This window comes from Aeromonas sp. s2, assembly GCF_040907935.1.
GTDB lineage: Bacteria > Pseudomonadota > Gammaproteobacteria > Enterobacterales > Aeromonadaceae > Aeromonas > Aeromonas dhakensis.
The window spans coordinates 154,590-171,155 of the sequence record NZ_JBFOCR010000009.1; the positions used below are offsets into that span (position 1 = coordinate 154,590).

Genomic DNA, 16,566 nt, shown 5'->3' on the forward strand with positions numbered 1-16,566 from the left:
ATTGCCGCCAAGACCTGTGCAGGGGCTGCCAACACGTTAGCCGAGGCGCTTTCGTCCGCCCCCGCCTCATCACCAACCCTGCCTGCCAGACCCGCACCCGACGCAAAGGTTGGCCCTGCTCATTACTGACTCTCTTCTCAAAAACCCAGTCCGATCAGGATCATAAAAACAAAATGATAATGATTATCAATCGTTGATCTGATTGGACCTCTCTGCAATAATCCGCGGCCTTCAGGCTTAAATAATAATTATTCTCAAAATGAAAACACTACTTCACTACTGGCCCATGCTGCTGTCCGGTACAGCGCTGGCCGCCGGCGATCCCGCAGGGATAGACACCTCCGGCACCACCCCGCCCAAGGCGCGCGAGACCATAATTGTCAAGGGTCAGCGGGTCGAGCAGAAACTGTCCGACATCTCGGGCTCCATCACCGTCATCACCGAAGAGGATCTGGAGCGCCAGATAGCCACCGAGCTCACCGACGTGTTCAAGAACGAACCCGGCGTCTCGGTGACCGGCTCGGCGGGCCGGCCGCAAAACATCAGCATCCGCGGCATCGGTGGCAACCGGGTGCTGATCGTCAAGGATGGGGTCCGGGTCAGCGACGGCTTCGGTGCCGACGATCTCAACGACAAGGTGGGCCGCTTCAGCTTCGATCTCGATGACGTCAAGCAGATCGAGGTGGCCAAGGGGGCCGGTTCCGCCCTGCACGGCTCGGACGCCATCGGCGGCACCGTGGTCATCACCACCAAGCAGCCGGAAGATTACCTGCAGGGGCAGGATGCCTACCTCAGCAGCAAGGTGCTGCACGACGGCAGCAGCGACAAACAGAAACTGAGCGCCACCGGCGCCGCCCGCTGGGGCGAGAGCGCCCACCTGCTGCGCCTCTCCGGCTGGCAGGGGCACGAGACTGCCAACTACGACCAGAGCCGCATCCCGGCGGATCTCGATGGCCTCAGCGCCTCCACCAGCTCCAGCCTGACCCTCAATCAGCACCATCTGCTGCGCCTCGAGATCGACTACTTCGAGGACAACGCCAAGCGGGATCAGGGGCCGCGCGAAATTCCCCAGCCCGACGGCAAGTGGCAGGTGCGCCAGTATCGCGAGAACGGCAGCCAGCGCTCCCAGGGCGGCAAGCTGAGCTGGGAGGCGCAGGATCTGGGCCATCCGCTGGCCGACCGCTTTACCTGGAACCTGCACGGCAACTATGCCAAGAACACCGCCAACAAGCGCAGCCTGCTGCAAAATGACGAGCTGAGCGGCTACCCCCGCTATCGCAGCGAGCGGGAGCTGGCCACCTTCACCGAGCACCTGCTCGGCAGCGAGCTGGATATCCGCCGCGATCTGGTCACCGGCGCCGTCGAGCACAAGCTGAGCTACGGCCTCGAGCTGGCGCGCACCCGGCACGAGCGACCGGTGGAGAAGCTGATGCTGGAAGCCGGCATCCCCCAACCCACCCAGTCAGCCCCCTTCAGCAGCGCCCGCACCGATCGGGCCGGCATCTGGCTGGGGGACGTGGCGACCCTGGGCCAGTGGCAGTTCACCCCGACCCTGCGCATGGATCAGCAGTGGCTGAGCCCGCAGGATGGCCGGGGCGACAGCAACCACAGCTGGCACCTCTCGCCGAGCCTGGCCACCAGCTACCGCTTCAACGAGCAGTGGCGCAGCTGGCTGAGCTACGCCAACGGTTTCAGCGCCCCCTCCTACGACAAGGTGTACGGCAACATCCCCCACTACTTTGCCCTGCCGCCGTTCGAGATCATCGCCAACCCGGATCTCAAGGAGGAGACCAGCCACAGCTTCGAGTGGGGGGTGAGCGGCGAAGGGGACGAATGGAGCATCAAGCCGGCCCTCTTCTACAACCGCTACTACAACTTCGTCGACTGGCGTCAGGTGGGCTTCCGCCTGAGCGACGGGGTCATGCTGCGTCAATATCGCAACGTCGCCAAGTCCGAGACCTGGGGCGCCGAAGTCGCCGCCAGCTACTGGCTGACCCCGCAATGGGAGCTGGCCACCAAGCTGGGCTGGGTCGACGGCAAGACCAGCCAGGGCGAATCGCCGCGCAACCTCACTCCGCTCGAGGGCAACACCCGCCTCAGCTATCAGGCCAACGACTGGAGCCTGGGGCTGCAGGCCGACTACGCCGCCGCCATGAGCCGGGTGCCCAGCTGTGGCAACAGCCTGACCCAGCAGCAGGGCGAGTGCCTGAAAACCGCAGGCTGGCTCAGCTTCGCCCTGACCGCCGACTGGCAGATCACCGACGCCCTCAAGGCCAACCTCAAGCTCGACAACCTGCTCGACACCCGCTACACCCGCTATCAGGACGTCGCCGGGCTGGAAGCAGGCACGGATGCGGGCCTCTACACCCAGACGGGCCGCTCCCTGAGCGCCAGCCTGCGCTACACCTTCGTGGGGCTCTGATGCACGCACTCCTGATGCTGGCCAGCCTGCTGGCCACTCCGGCGGCTGCCCAGCCCGCCACCATTGCACCTGCCGGCACCCCGAGCCAGGCCGTCGCCACCTCGGCGCCGCTCATGGCCCCGCTTATTCCTCACCGCCCGCTGCCGATGCCGGGAGAGCGGGCCCGGCTCGATCCCTACGGCGGCTGGCGCGACGACAGCCGCCAGGATCCCGCCCTGCTGACCCTGCTGGGCGAGCAGAATCGCTGGACCGAGCAGCAGCTCGCCGCTCAGCGGTCGCTGGAGCAGGCTCTGCAGGCCGAGTGGCAGGCGCAAGCGCGCGGCGAGCCCATGCCGCAAGAGTGGCTGAGCGAGGCGGGCAGCCAGTGGCGGATGGAAGCCGACGGCAGCCTGTGGCAGCGCAGCGGCGAGCAGGCTGAGCCCCGTCAACGGCTGGCGGCCCGCCAACCGGCCAGCGGCTACTACGAGCTCGCCGGCTGGGCCCTGCACCCGAACGGGCGCTGGCTGGCCCTGGCCGAAGATCTGCAGGGCGATCGGGATTACCGCATCACCCTGCTCGACCTGGCCGACGGCAAGCCCCTGGCCACCCTGACGCACCGGGCCAGCGATCTGCTCTGGAGCCTGGATGGCAAGACCCTCTACACCATCGCCAACGAACCTCGCACCCTGCGCCCCTGGCAGCTGTGGGCTTGGCGCGATGGCAAGGAGCAGCAAATCCACCAGGAGGCGGACCCTGCCTGGCTGCTCAGCCTCTATCGCACCACGGATCGGCGCCACCTGCTGCTGCAGAGCAACAACCACGACAGCGCCGAGCAGTATCTGCTGGACGAGGGCACACCGGCTCTGCTCAAGGTCCGTCAGGCCGGCCTCGAGTACTACCTGGATACCCAGGGGGAGCGGGTGCTGCTCAAGAGCAACCGGGACGGTGCCCTCGGCCTCTATCAGGTGGCCGACCTGAGCCAGGTGGCCAAGGGAGAGTGGCAGCCGCTCTGGTCCGGCGAGCAGAGGAGTCTTGAGAAGTGGCGCCTGTTTGCCGACTACACGGTGCTGCAGTATCGCCATCACGGGGATGACTGGCTCGACGTGCTGGATGGCCGCGGCCGGCTCAGCCATCGCCTGCTGCTGACCGAGGGGGCCGGCACGGCCTGGATCCAGGGCGCCCACGACCCCGCCAGCGGGCAGATCCTGATCCGCCGCCAGGGCATGGCCGAGCCGCCGCACCAGCGCCTGCTCGATCTCGCCAGCGGCCGCTGGCTGCCGGACGCCCGGGCAGCCCTCCCCTCCCCCTACCAGAGCGAGCGCCGCTGGGTGGTGGGCAAGGATGGCGTCAAGGTGCCGGTCTCCCTGGTGTGGCGCAAGGATATTCACACCCCCAAAGCCCTGCTGCTCTACGGCTATGGCGCCTACGGTACCCCCATGCGCCCCTACTACCAGCCGCAGGTGCTGAGTCTGCTGGATCGCGGCTTCGTCTACGCCATCGCCCACGTGCGCGGCGGCGGCATGCTGGGGGATGAGTGGTATCTAGCAGGGCGCGGTCGCCACAAACAGCACAGCGTGGACGACTTCCTGGCCGTGGCCGAGGCGCTGGCCCGGGATCCCGCCATCGATCCCACCCGGCTGTTTGCCATGGGCGGCAGCGCCGGCGGCCTGCTGGTGGCGGCGGCCCTCAACCAGGCGCCGACCCGCTTCGCCGGGGCCGTGTTGCAGGTGCCCTTCGTCGATCTCATCGGCACCATGAGCGATCCCGAACTGCCGCTCACCCGTCAGGAGTACGCCGAATGGGGCAACCCGGCCATTGCCGCCGATTACGCCGCCATGCGCCACCTGAGCCCTTACGACAACCTGCATGCGGCCCCCTATCCCCCCGTCTATGTGACGGCCGGGCTGCACGACAGTCAGGTGCCCTACTGGGAGCCGCTCAAGTGGGTGGCCCGCCTGCGGGAACACAGCACGGGAGCGGGCCCCTATCTGCTCAGCACGGCCCTCGACGGCGGCCACCGCACCAGCCCGGGCAACGCGCGCCAGCAGGCGGCCCGCGAGTACGCCTTCCTGCTCACCCTGGCGGGCGCCCGCCGGTGATCCCTTTTCTCATTTTTGTGTTGGAGTAAACCATGAAACCCTCTTCCCTGGCCCTCTGGCTGGCGGCAACCCTGCTCTCCCAGCCACTGCTGGCGGCCGAGCTGCAGTTTGTCGATGAACAACCGCTGACCACGACGCCGCAGCAGTGGCTCGAACAGCGTCTCGGCGTGACGCTCGCCCCCGACTACGACAGGGCCAGCCTGCTCGGCCATCACTACAGCTTCCGCCAGCTGGTCAACGGTCTGCCGGTGGCCACCATTCAGGCCGCCGTCAGCGTCGATCAAACAGGCAAGCCCTGGCGCATCTATCACAACAGCCGGCCGCTGGATAGCCGCGAACCCGGCTGCGACGCCACCAGTAATCTGGATCCCCTGCTGGATCAACTGCGCGATGGCGGCAGCGAGATCGACACCCTTGGTCCGGTCGAGGCCTGGTACTGGCGCGACGGCGACACCCTGGTGCCGGCCCTGCGCCAACGGGTACGCGAGCATCAGGCGGGCAACGCCAAGGCCAGCCAGGTGCAGCTGTTCGCCAGCTGCGACGGCAGCCGCGAGCTCGGTCGCTGGATGGATGCGGCCACCACCCGGGCCAGCCGCACCGCAGACGCCGGCGACACCCTGCTGGAGGCTCGGGTATTCGATCCGGATCCCCGTACCCAGCTGCGCGACGCCGGTCTGGTCTGGCACGAATCCCTGCAACTGGCAGACGCCGCCTATCAGGACAAGGTACCGCTGCCGGTCACCCTGGCGGGCGGACGCTATCTGCTGAGCGGCCCCCACGCCCGGGTGGTGGATGCCATGGAGCCGGATACCGCCCCCTTCAGCGCCGACAGCCCGCAGGCGTTTCGCCTGACCCGCGATGATCGCGGCTTTGCCGACATCAACGCCTACTACCACCTGGATCTCGCCCAGCGTCACCTCAAGCGCCTCGGCTTTAGCGACCTCATCCCGGGGGCACTCGACATCGACACCGAGGCCGGCTATCAGGACAACTCCCTCTACGATCCGTTCGAACGCCGGCTGGAGCTGGGTCGCAGCGGCGTGCCCGATGCCGAGGATCCCATGGTGATCTGGCACGAATTCGGCCACGCAGTGCAGCACCACATAGTGCCGGATCTGGGGGACGAGGCGGACTGGGGCGCCATCGGCGAGGGCTTCAGCGACTACCTGGCCGCCAGCCACCGCCAGCGCAGCGAAGCCGGTCGCCAGTTCGAGCCCGCCATGGTGTTCAACTGGGATGCCCGCTTCACCGACCGCACCCCGCGTCAGCTGGACGATCTGCGCGCCCGCTACCACCCGGATTACAACTACCCGGCCCACCGCACCATCAACGGCAGCAATGGCGACCAGCTGTGGGGCACCCCGCTGTTCCAGGCGCTGCTGGCCGCGGTCGCCGAGCAGGGCGAAGGAGCGCGGGACGAGTTTGATCGCCTGATCATCGAGTCCCACTTCGGTCTCGGCCCGGCCATCCGCATGCCGCAGCTGGCCCGCATCACGGTGGATACCGCCGCTCGGCTCTACCCGGCCCGCCCCTATGCCCGGCTGCTGGAGCAGGCGTTTCGCCAGCACGGTCTGTTGCAGGCACCGGTCAATGTGGGCCTGGGTGATGGTAGCGTCATCGAGCTGGGGCAGCGCCAGTCGGTGCAGCTGACCCTTACCAACCAGGGCAAGGCGCCGGTGGCCCTGAACGAGCTGGCCCTCCAGCTGCCAAGCGGGCTGCAGGCCGATCCTTACAGCTGGCAACCGGCGACCCTCGCGGCGGGTGCCAGCATGACCACCACCCTGCGCCTACTGGCCCAGAGCCCGCTCGCCTGTGGCGACGAGGTGGCGCTGCCGGTAAGCCTCACCATGAGCGGCACCAGCCCGACCGAGCGCCAGTGGCAGCAGTCGCTGACCCTGCCCATCGGCGCCCCCATCGTCAGCCGCGCCAGTGGTCAGCCGCTCACCTTGAGCGATGCCATCAGCGACGAGGTGCGTGGCCTCAGCGAAACCAGCCTGCTGATAGAGAGCAGCGAGGCCAAGGTGAGCGACCGGCTGCAGCTGAACCTGGATCTGCAGCACCCGGCGCTCGATGAGCTGGAGATCTGGCTCAACTCCCCCTCCGGCACCCGCATCCAGATCTGGGACAAGGGCTACAGCCCGCTGCCACGCCTCAAGGGGGTCTTCCCCACCGAGCTGCTGCCCCTGCAGCCCTTCAGCGCGCTGGAAGGCGAGCCGCTGGCCGGTCGCTGGACCCTGGAGATAGTGGACAGCAAGCCCGGCAATCAGGGCCGCATCAACGGCTGGAGCATCAGCCAGCGGACCGGCGCCCAGTGCAGCAAGCCGGTCACCCCGCCCGATGACGGCATCATCCACTTCCAGGTGGACGACGGTAGCGGTGGCGGTACGACCAACCTGCTCTGGTTGCTGCCGCTGGCCCTCTGGCGCCGCCTGCGCCAGCGCACCTGAATCCACCCCATCCATATATAAGAAGAGGGGGCCAAGGCCCCCTCCCTAAGGACTAGAGATGACACCACATTACTCCCGCCTGGCCTGCCTGCTGGCCCCCCTGCTCACCGCCTGTGGCGGTGGCGGCTCGGACGAGGCGCCGCTGGCGGTCCCCGACTACAGCCTGACCGTGACCCTGCCCGAAGCCGGCACCCTGTGCATCAACCTCAACCAGAATGCATCTTGTGATGCGGGGGAGCCCAGTGTCAGCGGCGCGGCCGGTACTCACCGGCTGAGCGGCAGCGCCCCGGCCCTGTTGACCAGCACCTTGCTGTTCTTGCCAAGCAACCCGGCCGCCCCCGTGCTGCTGCATCCCGCCGCCCGGCTCGATGATCAGCACCTGACCCCCAGCCCGCTCAGCACCCTGCTGCAATACCGCATCGCCGAGGGGCAGCCCCCGAGGCAAGCCCTCGGCGAGCTGCTCAGTGCGCTGGCGCCGCTGCAACCGGGTCAGGATCTGGCCGCCCTCTCCCGGCTGAGCGACTTCAACCTGGCGCTGGGCCAGCTGCTGCAGGCGGTCGTCGAGACCGATCTGAAGGCCCAGGAGGGCTTCTCCACCGCCACCCTGCATATGCTGGTGTGGCCTGCCATCGGCAGCCTGCTGCCCGAGCTGGCTGGCCACTTTGCCCTGCACGGCGAGCTGGCCAGCCAGCAGGCAGACGTCCGCGCCCGGCTGCTGCAACAGCACTCCCATCCACTGATCACCGGCAGTGGCGTCACCACCTACACGGACGGGGTCGACTACCTGCTCACCCAGGAACCCGCCGACCACCCGGGGCAGGAGGCCAGCCTCAACAAGGCGCCGCTGCGCTATCGCAAGCTCGACGGCAAGGGGCAGCCGCTGGCCGATGACGCCCCCGTCTGGGAGTGTGTGGAAGATCTCAACACCGGTCTGGTCTGGGAGAAGAAGCTCGATGATCCCGCCAGCCCGCGCGATCTGCACCGCACCTTCGCCTGGGAGCTTGACGACTATCACCCCACCCAGCAGGAGCTGGACTACGCCTGCCCGGATGGCGAGGCCATCTGCACCACGGAGCAGTACCGCCAGTGGCTCAACGCCCAGCAGCTGTGCGGCATCACCAGCTGGCGCATGCCCCACTCGCGCGAGCTGATGAGCCTGCAGCACTACGGCTCCCTCTCCCGCCAGGACGACCAGCCGGTGAGCATGGACGTGCGCTACTTCCCCGATGTCGGCACCACCAGCAAGGATTTCAGCGGCTACTACTGGAGCCAGACCCTGACCCCTTCGCGCCGGCTGGAGAGCGCCCCCATCAGCGCCATCGCCCACATCTTCCTTGGCGATGACGCCGGCACCGACTACGCAACCACAGTTCAAAACAGCGATGATGCCAACGGTCTGCAACTGCGACTGGTGGCGGAGGTAACCCGATGAACCGCTTGATGTTGACCCTGCTGCTGACCCTTGGCAGTCCCCTCGCCCTGGCCACCGCCATCTGTGATGACAACATGCCCAGAACCAGTCCCACCGCCCGCTTCATCGACCGCGGCAACGGCACCGTCACGGATCGCTCCACCGGCCTGACCTGGATGCGCTGCCAGCTCGGCCAGACCTGGCGCAACCAGAGCTGCCAAGGCGAGCCGACCCGGCTTTACTGGCAGCAGGCCCTGCTGACCGCCGAGCGGATCCGCACCGAGCCGAGCCATGCGCTGTACAACTTCGGCGGCCACGGCGGCTGGCGCCTGCCCACCATCAAGGAGCTGGCCAGCGTGCTGGAGTCCGCCTGCTACAAGCCGGCGCTCAACGAAACCATCTTCCCCCGCGCCATGGCCGGTGACGGCAAAGAGGTGAACGACGGTTACGTCTACCTCTGGTCCTCCACCCCGGTGCCGGCCAGCAAGGGGGTCGCCTATCTGGATATCACCAGCGGCGCCGTCGGCATGCGGGCCCCCGGCGCCTGGGCCAAGCAGGTGCTGCTGGTGCGCTGATGGAGTCGGGTGGCCAGGGGATCCCGATGAACACAGGATCCCGGCTGGCCACCCGCGTTTGCAGCCCAGCCTGTCGTTTGGCGGATCTGCACCCTGTCAGAAAATAGCCAGAAGACGTCATTGTGTGCCGGATCTGCATCATTTTACGCAGTTTTTACGTAGCAGATCGCTGGCATGAAACGGGCAGAGCGGTTAGTCTAGCGGCGTTGAACCAACCCCATGAGGTACAGATGAAAACCGTATTGCGTTTTAGCCTGCTGGGCGCCTTGTTGCTGGGCGGCCATGCCTTCGCCGCCGAACCGAAAAAATTTGATATCAGCATGTTCCCGGCTGCCGAAGTGAACCAGGAACGTGTGGTGATCCGCCTGCCGGAAGTCGAGAACGAAGCCGACATGATGGTCGAGCTGCAGGTCGGCAAGAAAATGATGGTCGATTGCAATGTGCCGCGCTTTGCCGGCAACCTGGAACAGCACAGCGTCAAAGGCTGGGGCTACAACTACCTGATGCTCGGCAAGGTGTCCGATCCCATCAGCACCCTGATGGCCTGCCCGGATGGCCAGAAGAAAGAGACCTTCGTCCAGATCTACGGCCAGGGCTTCTTCGTGAACTACAACTCCAAGCTGCCGTTCGTGCTCTACGTACCGCAGGAGTATGAAGTGCGCTACCGTCTGTGGCGTGCCGATACCCTGGCTCAGCCAGCCATGATCGAGTGAGTCTCTACCGAGACCAGACCTCCCGCTTTGGTTCATGAACGACATCAAATAGAGCGCCGAATGGCGCTTTATTTGTAACAAATTGTGCTGTTTCCCACCCCGCCAACCTTTACAGAACCTGACATAACTCCGCTTTTTTTCTCACTTTTTTGCCCTTTTCAGCCGACCCGGGCCCATGGATCCGCGGCAAATCACTTTCGATGAAAGAGATTTATCAATATAGTGAAAAAATTGATTTTGCACTCTGCGACGGCCTGATGATACTTGCCCGCAAAGGTCAAACTAACCAGAAAAAGAGCACTATGAGCTTCGAATCAGACAAGCGTTTCAACGACTTCAAACATTTTCCCCGTGGCCTGCGTCGCAGTGGCGAATTCACTGTGGCCGAAGCGGACAGTCTGGAAAAATACGGTACCGCCATGCTCGCGCTCTATCAGGGCAACCTGGCCGCGCGCGATGACGTGGAAAGCGCCTTCATCGAACAGGTCAAATCCGGTGCCGCCGGCAACAACCCCCACGCCAAGGTGTGGTTCAAGTATCTGAAGGTGATCGGTCCCAAGCGCGTGCACCGTCTGTGCACCGTCGCCGGCGGTGCCAACGAGGAAGCGAGTGGCGGCGGTTTTGAAGGTGGCAGCGGTAGCGACGAGTCCATCGATTAATGGATACCGAACTGCTTCGGACCTTTATCGAGGTCAGCAAGACCCGGCACTTCGGCCGGGCTGCTGAAAATCTCTACCTGACCCAGTCGGCGGTGAGCTTTCGGATCCGCCAGCTCGAACAGCAACTCGGGGTCAGTCTGTTTGCCCGCCATCGCAACAACATCCGCCTGACCGCCTCCGGTGAGCGTCTGCTGCCCTACGCAGACGCCATCTTGCATACCCTGGGCCGCGCCAAGCAGGATGTGGCCCTCTCCCCCGGTTTCAGCCAGCAGCTCGCCATCGGCGCCCCCGCGGTGTTCTGGGAGCTCGACTTCAATGACTGGCTCAACCATGTCTATGCCCTGGCCCCCGGCCTTGCAGTGCGGCTCGAGACCGCCTCCCGCGAGCACCTGTGCCGCCAGTTGCTGGAGCGCTCCCTCGATCTCGCCCTGCTCTCCGAGCCGACCAAGATCGACGAGATTGCCCTGCACCCCATCGGCGAGCTGGTGTTCGAGCTGGTGAGCCGGGATGGCGCGGCCAACGCCGACAGCCTGATGCAGATGCCGCACATTCATCTGGATTGGGGCACCAGCTTTGAGCCCCAGCCCAGCCGGCTGCAGAGCCTGCAAAAGACCCCGGTGCTGCACTCGAGCTCCGCCAATATGGCGCTGCAGTTCGTGCTGGCCAACGGCGGTGCGGCCTACCTGCCAAGACGCATGGTAAGCCCTTTCCTCGAGCAGGGGCGCCTGCACCTGGTGGAAGGCGCCCAGGCCTTGAGCCGCCCGCTCTACCTCGCCTATCTGGAAAAGTCCGATCGGCGGGAGCTGATCGATCAGCTGCTGACCCTGCCGCTGGGCTGGGATGGCGCCGATCTGCGCTTGCCGCAGCCGGAATAGAGGCGGCGCGGCGCGCGCTAGAATGCAAAAGGGGCCTGTCGGCCCCTTTTGCTTTTGGTCATCGTCAGCCGTGATGGCGACGATCGTTGGCCTGGGCCAGCAAGGTGCGACTCTCACGCAGGAACTCGTCCGCCCGCTCGCCAAAGAAGCCCGAAACCTGGCTGAAGGCCTCGATGAAGCCCTCCCTGTCCCCCCGCTCCAGCAGCCCCAGCGCCTCGCCGAAGTTCTGGTAGTAGCGGCGGATCATCGCGAGGTTCTGCGGCGACGACAGTATGATGTCGGCGTAGAGGTGCGGATCCTGGGCGAACAGCCGTCCCACCATGGCCAGCTCCAGCCGGTAGATGGGGGAGCTCAAGGCCAGCAACCGGTCGAGGTTGGCCTGCTCGCGGGAGAGATGCCAGCCATAGGCGAAAGTGGCAAAGTGGCGCAGCGCCTGGATAAAGGTCATCGCCTCGTCGTGGGCCCTGGCCTCCACCTGCTGCAAACGCGCCCCCCAGATGGTCATCTGCTCCAGCAGCCACTGACTGGCATCGTTGTCGCGCCCCTGACAGCAGACGATCACCTGCTTGGCGAGGCTCGCCACGTCCGGCCCGAACATGGGGTGCAGCCCCAGCACCGGCCCCTTGTGCACCGCCAGCATATGCTCGAGCGGTTCGCCCTTGACGCTGGTCACATCCACCAGCAGACAGTCCGCCGGCAGGTTGCCGAGCCGGTCGATCACCTGGCAGGTGACGTCGATGGGCACCGCCACCATCACCAACCCGGCGCCCTGCAGGATCTCGTCGGCGCGCGGCCAGTCGGCCTGACCCAGGGTCTCGACCCGGTAGCCCGAGAGGCTGAACAGGTTGCCGAACAGGCGGCCGAGCTGCCCCTGACCACCTATGATCACCACCTTGCCAAGGTCAGGCTTCATGCACTTGAAGTGGTGCTCCTTGTCGCTGGCGGACTCCAGAATATAGGATTCGCGCATCACCCGGCGCAGCACGTCCTCGATAAGGTCCCCTGGCACCCCCAGTGCCTCGGCCTCGGCGCGGCGGCGGGCCAGCATGCTCGCCTCCCGATCCGGTGCATAGATGGGCAGGCCGTGCCGGCTCTTCACTTCCCCCACTTCCCCCACCAGGGCGAGACGGGCGGCCAGCAGATCAATCAACTGCTTGTCCACCGCATCGATTTTGTCCCTGAGGGCATTCAACTCTTCAGCCATATCCGGTCCCTGCGGCGCCGCCCGCAGCGACGCCCTGTGATTCAAGAGGCAACGAGGTGCCACCGCCTCGGCCGGTGACACCTCGATTGTTCAGTCAGTGCTAACAAGATACCACGGCTTATGCCTTGGTTCTGGCCAAAAGTGGCGCCGCCAGCTGGCTGTGACAACGGGCCAGCAGCGCGTCCGTGGTCTCCCAGTCGATGCAGGCATCGGTGATGGAGACGCCGTAGCGCATCTCGCACTTGGGCTGCTCGCTGGACTGGTTGCCTTCGAACAGGTTGGATTCGAGCATCACCCCTATGATGGAGCGATTGCCCTCCTCGATTTGGTGGATCACGTTGTCAGCCACCTTGGGCTGCAGGCGGTGATCCTTGCTGGAGTTGCCGTGGCTGCAATCCACCACCAGGCCGGGCAGCAGGCCCGCTTTTTCCAGCGCCTCTTCCGCCAGCGACACATTGACCGAGTCGTAGTTCGGGTGCTTGCCGCCGCGCAGGATCACGTGACCATCCGGGTTGCCCTGGGTCTGCAGCAGCGCGACCTGGCCCTGCTGGTTGATCCCCATGAAGGCATGCGGGCTGGAGGCGGCCTGCAGCGCATTGATGGCGGTACCCAGGTTGCCGTCGGTGCCGTTCTTGAAGCCGACCGGCATGGAGAGGCCGGACGCCATCTCCCTGTGGGTCTGGGATTCGGTGGTGCGGGCACCGATGGCCGACCAGGAGAAGAGCTCCGCCAGGTATTGCGGGCTGATGGGGTCGAGCGCCTCGGTAGCCAGCGGCAGCTCCAGTTCGGCCAGCCAGCAGAGCAGCTCGCGGGCCCGGTGCAGCCCCAGCTCCACGTCGAAGGTGCCGTCCAGGTTCGGGTCGTTGATGAAGCCCTTCCAGCCGACCGTGGTGCGTGGCTTCTCAAAGTAGACCCGCATGACAATGTAGAGAGTGTCCTGATAGGCGTCATGCAGCGCTTTGAGTCTGGTTGCGTACTCTTTGGCGGCGTCCATGTCGTGGATGGAGCAGGGACCACAGATCACCAGCAAGCGGTGATCACGACGGTGGATGATGTCGGCGATGGTATTGCGGGCCCCTTGCACGAATGCCAGCGCGCGATCGGAGATGGGCAGTTTCTCCTTCAGCTGGGCAGGCGTGATCATCACTTGTTCGGACTGGATATGGATGTTGTTCAGGGGATCTCTTTGCATGTTCTCATTCTCTCTACTGTTTCAAGCCAACTGCGCCGACCGTTCAATTTTATTTACACAAGTCAGCACTTTGTTACGCAACCGCCCCCACCTTACCAATTAAAAACAAACAATCAAGTGAAACTAGCGGATTTATTCGCTGACAGATGGATAAATGACCACAAAAGAGACCCTTTCGGCCAGAAAGTAGTGCTCGCCACATGATCAAAACACCAAAATCGTAAACTTATAGTTACACCCTTACTGATTTCCCTTGCCAGCAGACATAAAAAAGCGGGGCACCTGGCCCCGCTTGCATTCCCGTGTTGCTCTTCTTTAATTATTTGCCGCGCGCCTTGATCACCTCGACCGCCTTGTCGGGGAAGTCGCTGAACACGCCATCCACATCGGCCTGATAGAGGAAGATGTTCAGCAGATCGGTGAAGTCTTTCGCGTAGGCCGGGATCTGGCCCTCATCCTGACGGAAGGTATAGGGATGCACCTTTAGGCCGGCCGCATGGGCCTCTTTCACCATGCCGGTGAAGGTCGGCTTGCCCAGGGTACCCGGCTCCGGCACTATCATCGGCTTCCAGGGGCCGATCCCCTCGGCGTAAGCGGCGATCTCCTTCATGGCGCCCGGCTTGAACATCCAGTCATAGTTGTAGGGGGTCGCCTTGCCCTTGGCATCGTAGACCATGGTCTCGTTCCAGTCGGTCTCGGCCATCAGCTGCACCAGCTTGAGATCCATCCCCATGGCAGGCATCAGCTCGCTGTTGATGCGCTTGAGCTCGTTGGTATCGAAACACTGCAGATAGACCTTGTCGTTCTTGCTGGTGTAGCCGTACTCCTTCAGCACCTTGAGCACCGCCTTGGAGATGTCCTTGCCTTCGTGGCGGAACAGCCAGGGGGCCTTGATCTCCGGGTAGATGCCGATGTTCTTGCCGGTGCTCTTGTTGAGCCCCTGGATCATCTCGATCTCTTCCTGGAAGGTGTGGATCTTGAAGCTGGACTTCCACAGCGGGAAGCGGGCCGGATAGACGGGCACCTGCTTGCCGTCCACCAGCTGGAACGGCTCGGTCATGCGCAGGGAGCGCACCTCGTCCAGGGTGAAATCCACCACATAGTAGCGACCATCCGGGCGTGCCCGGCCGGGGAAGCGCTCGGCCACATCGGTGATGCCATCGAGGAAGTGATCGTGCATCACCACCAGCTGGTCATCCTTGGTCATCACCAGATCCTGCTCCAGATAGTCGGCCCCCATGCCATAAGCCAATGCTTTGGACTCCAGGGTGTGCTCGGGCAGGTAGCCGGAGGCGCCCCGGTGGGCGATCACGATTTTGCCTTCATCGGCGGCCAGCGCGGGCAACGCCAAGGCGGCCCCCAGACCAAGGGCAAGCAGGGAGCGAGTATGTTTTTTCATGCGCGGTGCTCTTTGTTATTGTTTATGGGATGTAGGTTATTGTTATAACAGAGGTTTATTGCAGTTTTACGGCGGGCGGCCGAGGCCGCCCGCAGGGGGTCAGCTCGCTTTTGGCAGGGCGTGGTGGTGTTCGCTCAGCCAGGCAGCCAGTTGCTGCTGCTCGGTGTCGGAGAGGCGCAGCCCCAGCTTGCTGCGGCGCCACAGGATGTCTTCCAGGCTGCAGGCCCACTCCCGCTCGATAAGGTAGCGCACCTCGGCTTCGTACAGACCGGCACCAAAGTGCTGACCACGGGGCTCCTTGAGCCAGAGGCGGGCATGGGCGCCATAGGCCTCGGCAATGCGCAGGGCGCTGCGATCATCGAGCCAGTCGAACTCCAGCGCAAAGGCGCGCGCCAGTTCGCGCACCGAGCAGTCGAACTCGCCACCGGGCAACCGGCTGTTGGCGGTCCAGTCATCCCCCATCTGGCTGAACCAGGGCTTGAGCTTGTTGCAGGCAGCCTGAGCCAGCTTGCGGTAGGTGGTGAGCTTGCCGCCGAACACCGACAACAGCGGCGCGCCATCGGATTCGCCACTGAGCTCCAGCGTGTAGTCGCGGGTCACCGCCTGCGGCGAGTCGGACTCGTCATCGCACAGCGGGCGCACCCCGGCGTAGGTCCAGATCACGTCTTTGGGGGCGATCTGGCGGGTGAAGTGGGCGTTGACCACCTTGCACAGGTAGTTGATCTCTGCGTCGCTGATCTTGGCTTCGCGCGGGCTGCCCTTGTGCTCCACGTCAGTGGTGCCAATCAGCGAGTAGTCCTGCTGATAAGGGATGACGAAGACGATGCGGTTGTCCTCGTTTTGCAGGATGTAAGCCTCTTCGCGCTCATGGATGCGCGGCACTATCATGTGGCTGCCCTTGATGAGGCGAATGCCGCGTGGGGATTTCTCGTGCAGGCTCTCGTCATAGAAGGTCTTGACCCAGGGGCCGGCCGCATTGACCAGGCCGCGGCAGGTGACGTTGAACTGCTCGCCCCCTTCCCGCTCCAGAGTCAGGGTCCAGTGTTTGGAGCCGCGCACCGCCTTGACGCAGCGGGTACGGGTCTGCACGTCGGCCCCCTTGTCGCGCGCCATCATGGCGTTGAGCACCACCAGGCGGGCGTCGTCGACCCAGGCGTCCGAGTACTCGAACCCCTTTCTGATGCCGGCGGTGAGGCCATCCTGTGGCAGGAAGCGCACGCCGCAGCTGCCCTTGAGCTTGTCGCGCTTGGCCAGGTTGTCATAGAGGAACAGGCCGGCGCGGATCATCCAGGCCGGACGCAGGTGCGGGCGATGGGGCAAGCGAAAACGCATGGGGCGAGCGATGTGAGGGGCCATGCCGAGCAGCACTTCCCGCTCCGCCAGCGCCTCTTTCACCAGCCGGAATTCGTAGTGTTCGAGATAGCGCAGGCCGCCGTGGATCAGCTTGCTGGAGTTGGAAGAGGTGGCAGAGGCGAGATCGCGCGCCTCGAACAGGGCAACCTTCAGACCCCGCCCTGCCGCATCAGCCGCAATGCCTACCCCGTTGATGCCGCCGCCGACGACGACCAGATCATAATGTTCGCTCATGTTC

Annotated in this window: 12 protein-coding genes; 8 read left to right on the plus strand and 4 right to left on the minus strand. The window is 64.7% G+C overall.

The annotated features are described in order from the left end of the window. Positions 1 to 259: 259 nt before the first annotated feature. The 8 genes from AB5Y81_RS05640 (at position 260) to hdfR (ending at position 11,180) form a co-directional block, all read left to right on the plus strand. Positions 260 to 2,422 (plus strand): TonB-dependent hemoglobin/transferrin/lactoferrin family receptor, encoded by a 2,163-nt coding sequence (locus AB5Y81_RS05640; RefSeq protein ID WP_279484534.1) that lies wholly within the window; start codon positions 260 to 262, stop codon positions 2,420 to 2,422. After that, positions 2,422 to 4,500, plus strand: a complete 2,079-nt coding sequence (locus AB5Y81_RS05645) for a prolyl oligopeptidase family serine peptidase (protein ID WP_279484535.1) — start codon at positions 2,422 to 2,424, stop codon at positions 4,498 to 4,500. The genes AB5Y81_RS05640 and AB5Y81_RS05645 overlap by 1 nt, the downstream gene beginning before the upstream one ends. A gap of 32 nt (positions 4,501 to 4,532) precedes the next feature. Further along, complete coding sequence (locus AB5Y81_RS05650) at positions 4,533 to 6,947, plus strand: proprotein convertase P-domain-containing protein (RefSeq protein WP_279484536.1); 2,415 nt, start codon at positions 4,533 to 4,535, stop codon at positions 6,945 to 6,947. 58 nt (positions 6,948 to 7,005) lie between these two features. Beyond that, a complete protein-coding gene (locus AB5Y81_RS05655; protein ID WP_017765983.1) occupies positions 7,006 to 8,379 on the plus strand; it encodes a DUF1566 domain-containing protein in 1,374 nt (457 codons plus the stop codon). Then, positions 8,376 to 8,933: a DUF1566 domain-containing protein gene (locus tag AB5Y81_RS05660; RefSeq protein ID WP_005299575.1), complete on the plus strand. Its 558-nt coding sequence runs from the start codon at positions 8,376 to 8,378 to the stop codon at positions 8,931 to 8,933. The genes AB5Y81_RS05655 and AB5Y81_RS05660 overlap by 4 nt, the downstream gene beginning before the upstream one ends. A gap of 230 nt (positions 8,934 to 9,163) precedes the next feature. After that, on the plus strand, positions 9,164 to 9,646 hold the full coding sequence (gene eco, locus AB5Y81_RS05665; RefSeq protein ID WP_005299572.1) for a serine protease inhibitor ecotin: 483 nt from the start codon (positions 9,164 to 9,166) through the stop codon (positions 9,644 to 9,646). Positions 9,647 to 9,948: 302 nt separating this feature from the next. Next, positions 9,949 to 10,305 carry a DUF413 domain-containing protein gene (locus tag AB5Y81_RS05670; RefSeq protein WP_010634377.1) on the plus strand — a complete coding sequence of 119 codons (357 nt, stop codon included), beginning with the start codon at positions 9,949 to 9,951 and terminating at the stop codon, positions 10,303 to 10,305. Next, positions 10,305 to 11,180 carry an HTH-type transcriptional regulator HdfR gene (gene hdfR / locus AB5Y81_RS05675; RefSeq protein ID WP_005299567.1) on the plus strand — a complete coding sequence of 292 codons (876 nt, stop codon included), beginning with the start codon at positions 10,305 to 10,307 and terminating at the stop codon, positions 11,178 to 11,180. Before AB5Y81_RS05670 ends, hdfR begins: the two co-directional genes overlap by 1 nt. 64 nt (positions 11,181 to 11,244) lie before the next feature. Here hdfR and tyrA read toward each other — a convergent pair whose 3' ends face one another. From tyrA to glpD, 4 genes are all read right to left on the minus strand, one after another. Continuing rightward, on the minus strand, positions 11,245 to 12,384 hold the full coding sequence (tyrA, locus tag AB5Y81_RS05680) for a bifunctional chorismate mutase/prephenate dehydrogenase (protein WP_206865417.1): 1,140 nt from the start codon (positions 12,382 to 12,384) through the stop codon (positions 11,245 to 11,247). Positions 12,385 to 12,502: 118 nt separating this feature from the next. Next, positions 12,503 to 13,576 carry a 3-deoxy-7-phosphoheptulonate synthase gene (locus AB5Y81_RS05685; protein WP_017779394.1) on the minus strand — a complete coding sequence of 358 codons (1,074 nt, stop codon included), beginning with the start codon at positions 13,574 to 13,576 and terminating at the stop codon, positions 12,503 to 12,505. A gap of 319 nt (positions 13,577 to 13,895) precedes the next feature. Continuing rightward, complete coding sequence (gene glpQ / locus AB5Y81_RS05690; protein WP_279484537.1) at positions 13,896 to 14,975, minus strand: glycerophosphodiester phosphodiesterase; 1,080 nt, start codon at positions 14,973 to 14,975, stop codon at positions 13,896 to 13,898. Between the two features lie 99 nt (positions 14,976 to 15,074). After that, on the minus strand, positions 15,075 to 16,562 hold the full coding sequence (gene glpD, locus AB5Y81_RS05695) for a glycerol-3-phosphate dehydrogenase (protein WP_279484538.1): 1,488 nt from the start codon (positions 16,560 to 16,562) through the stop codon (positions 15,075 to 15,077). Between the last annotated feature and the right edge of the window lie 4 nt (positions 16,563 to 16,566).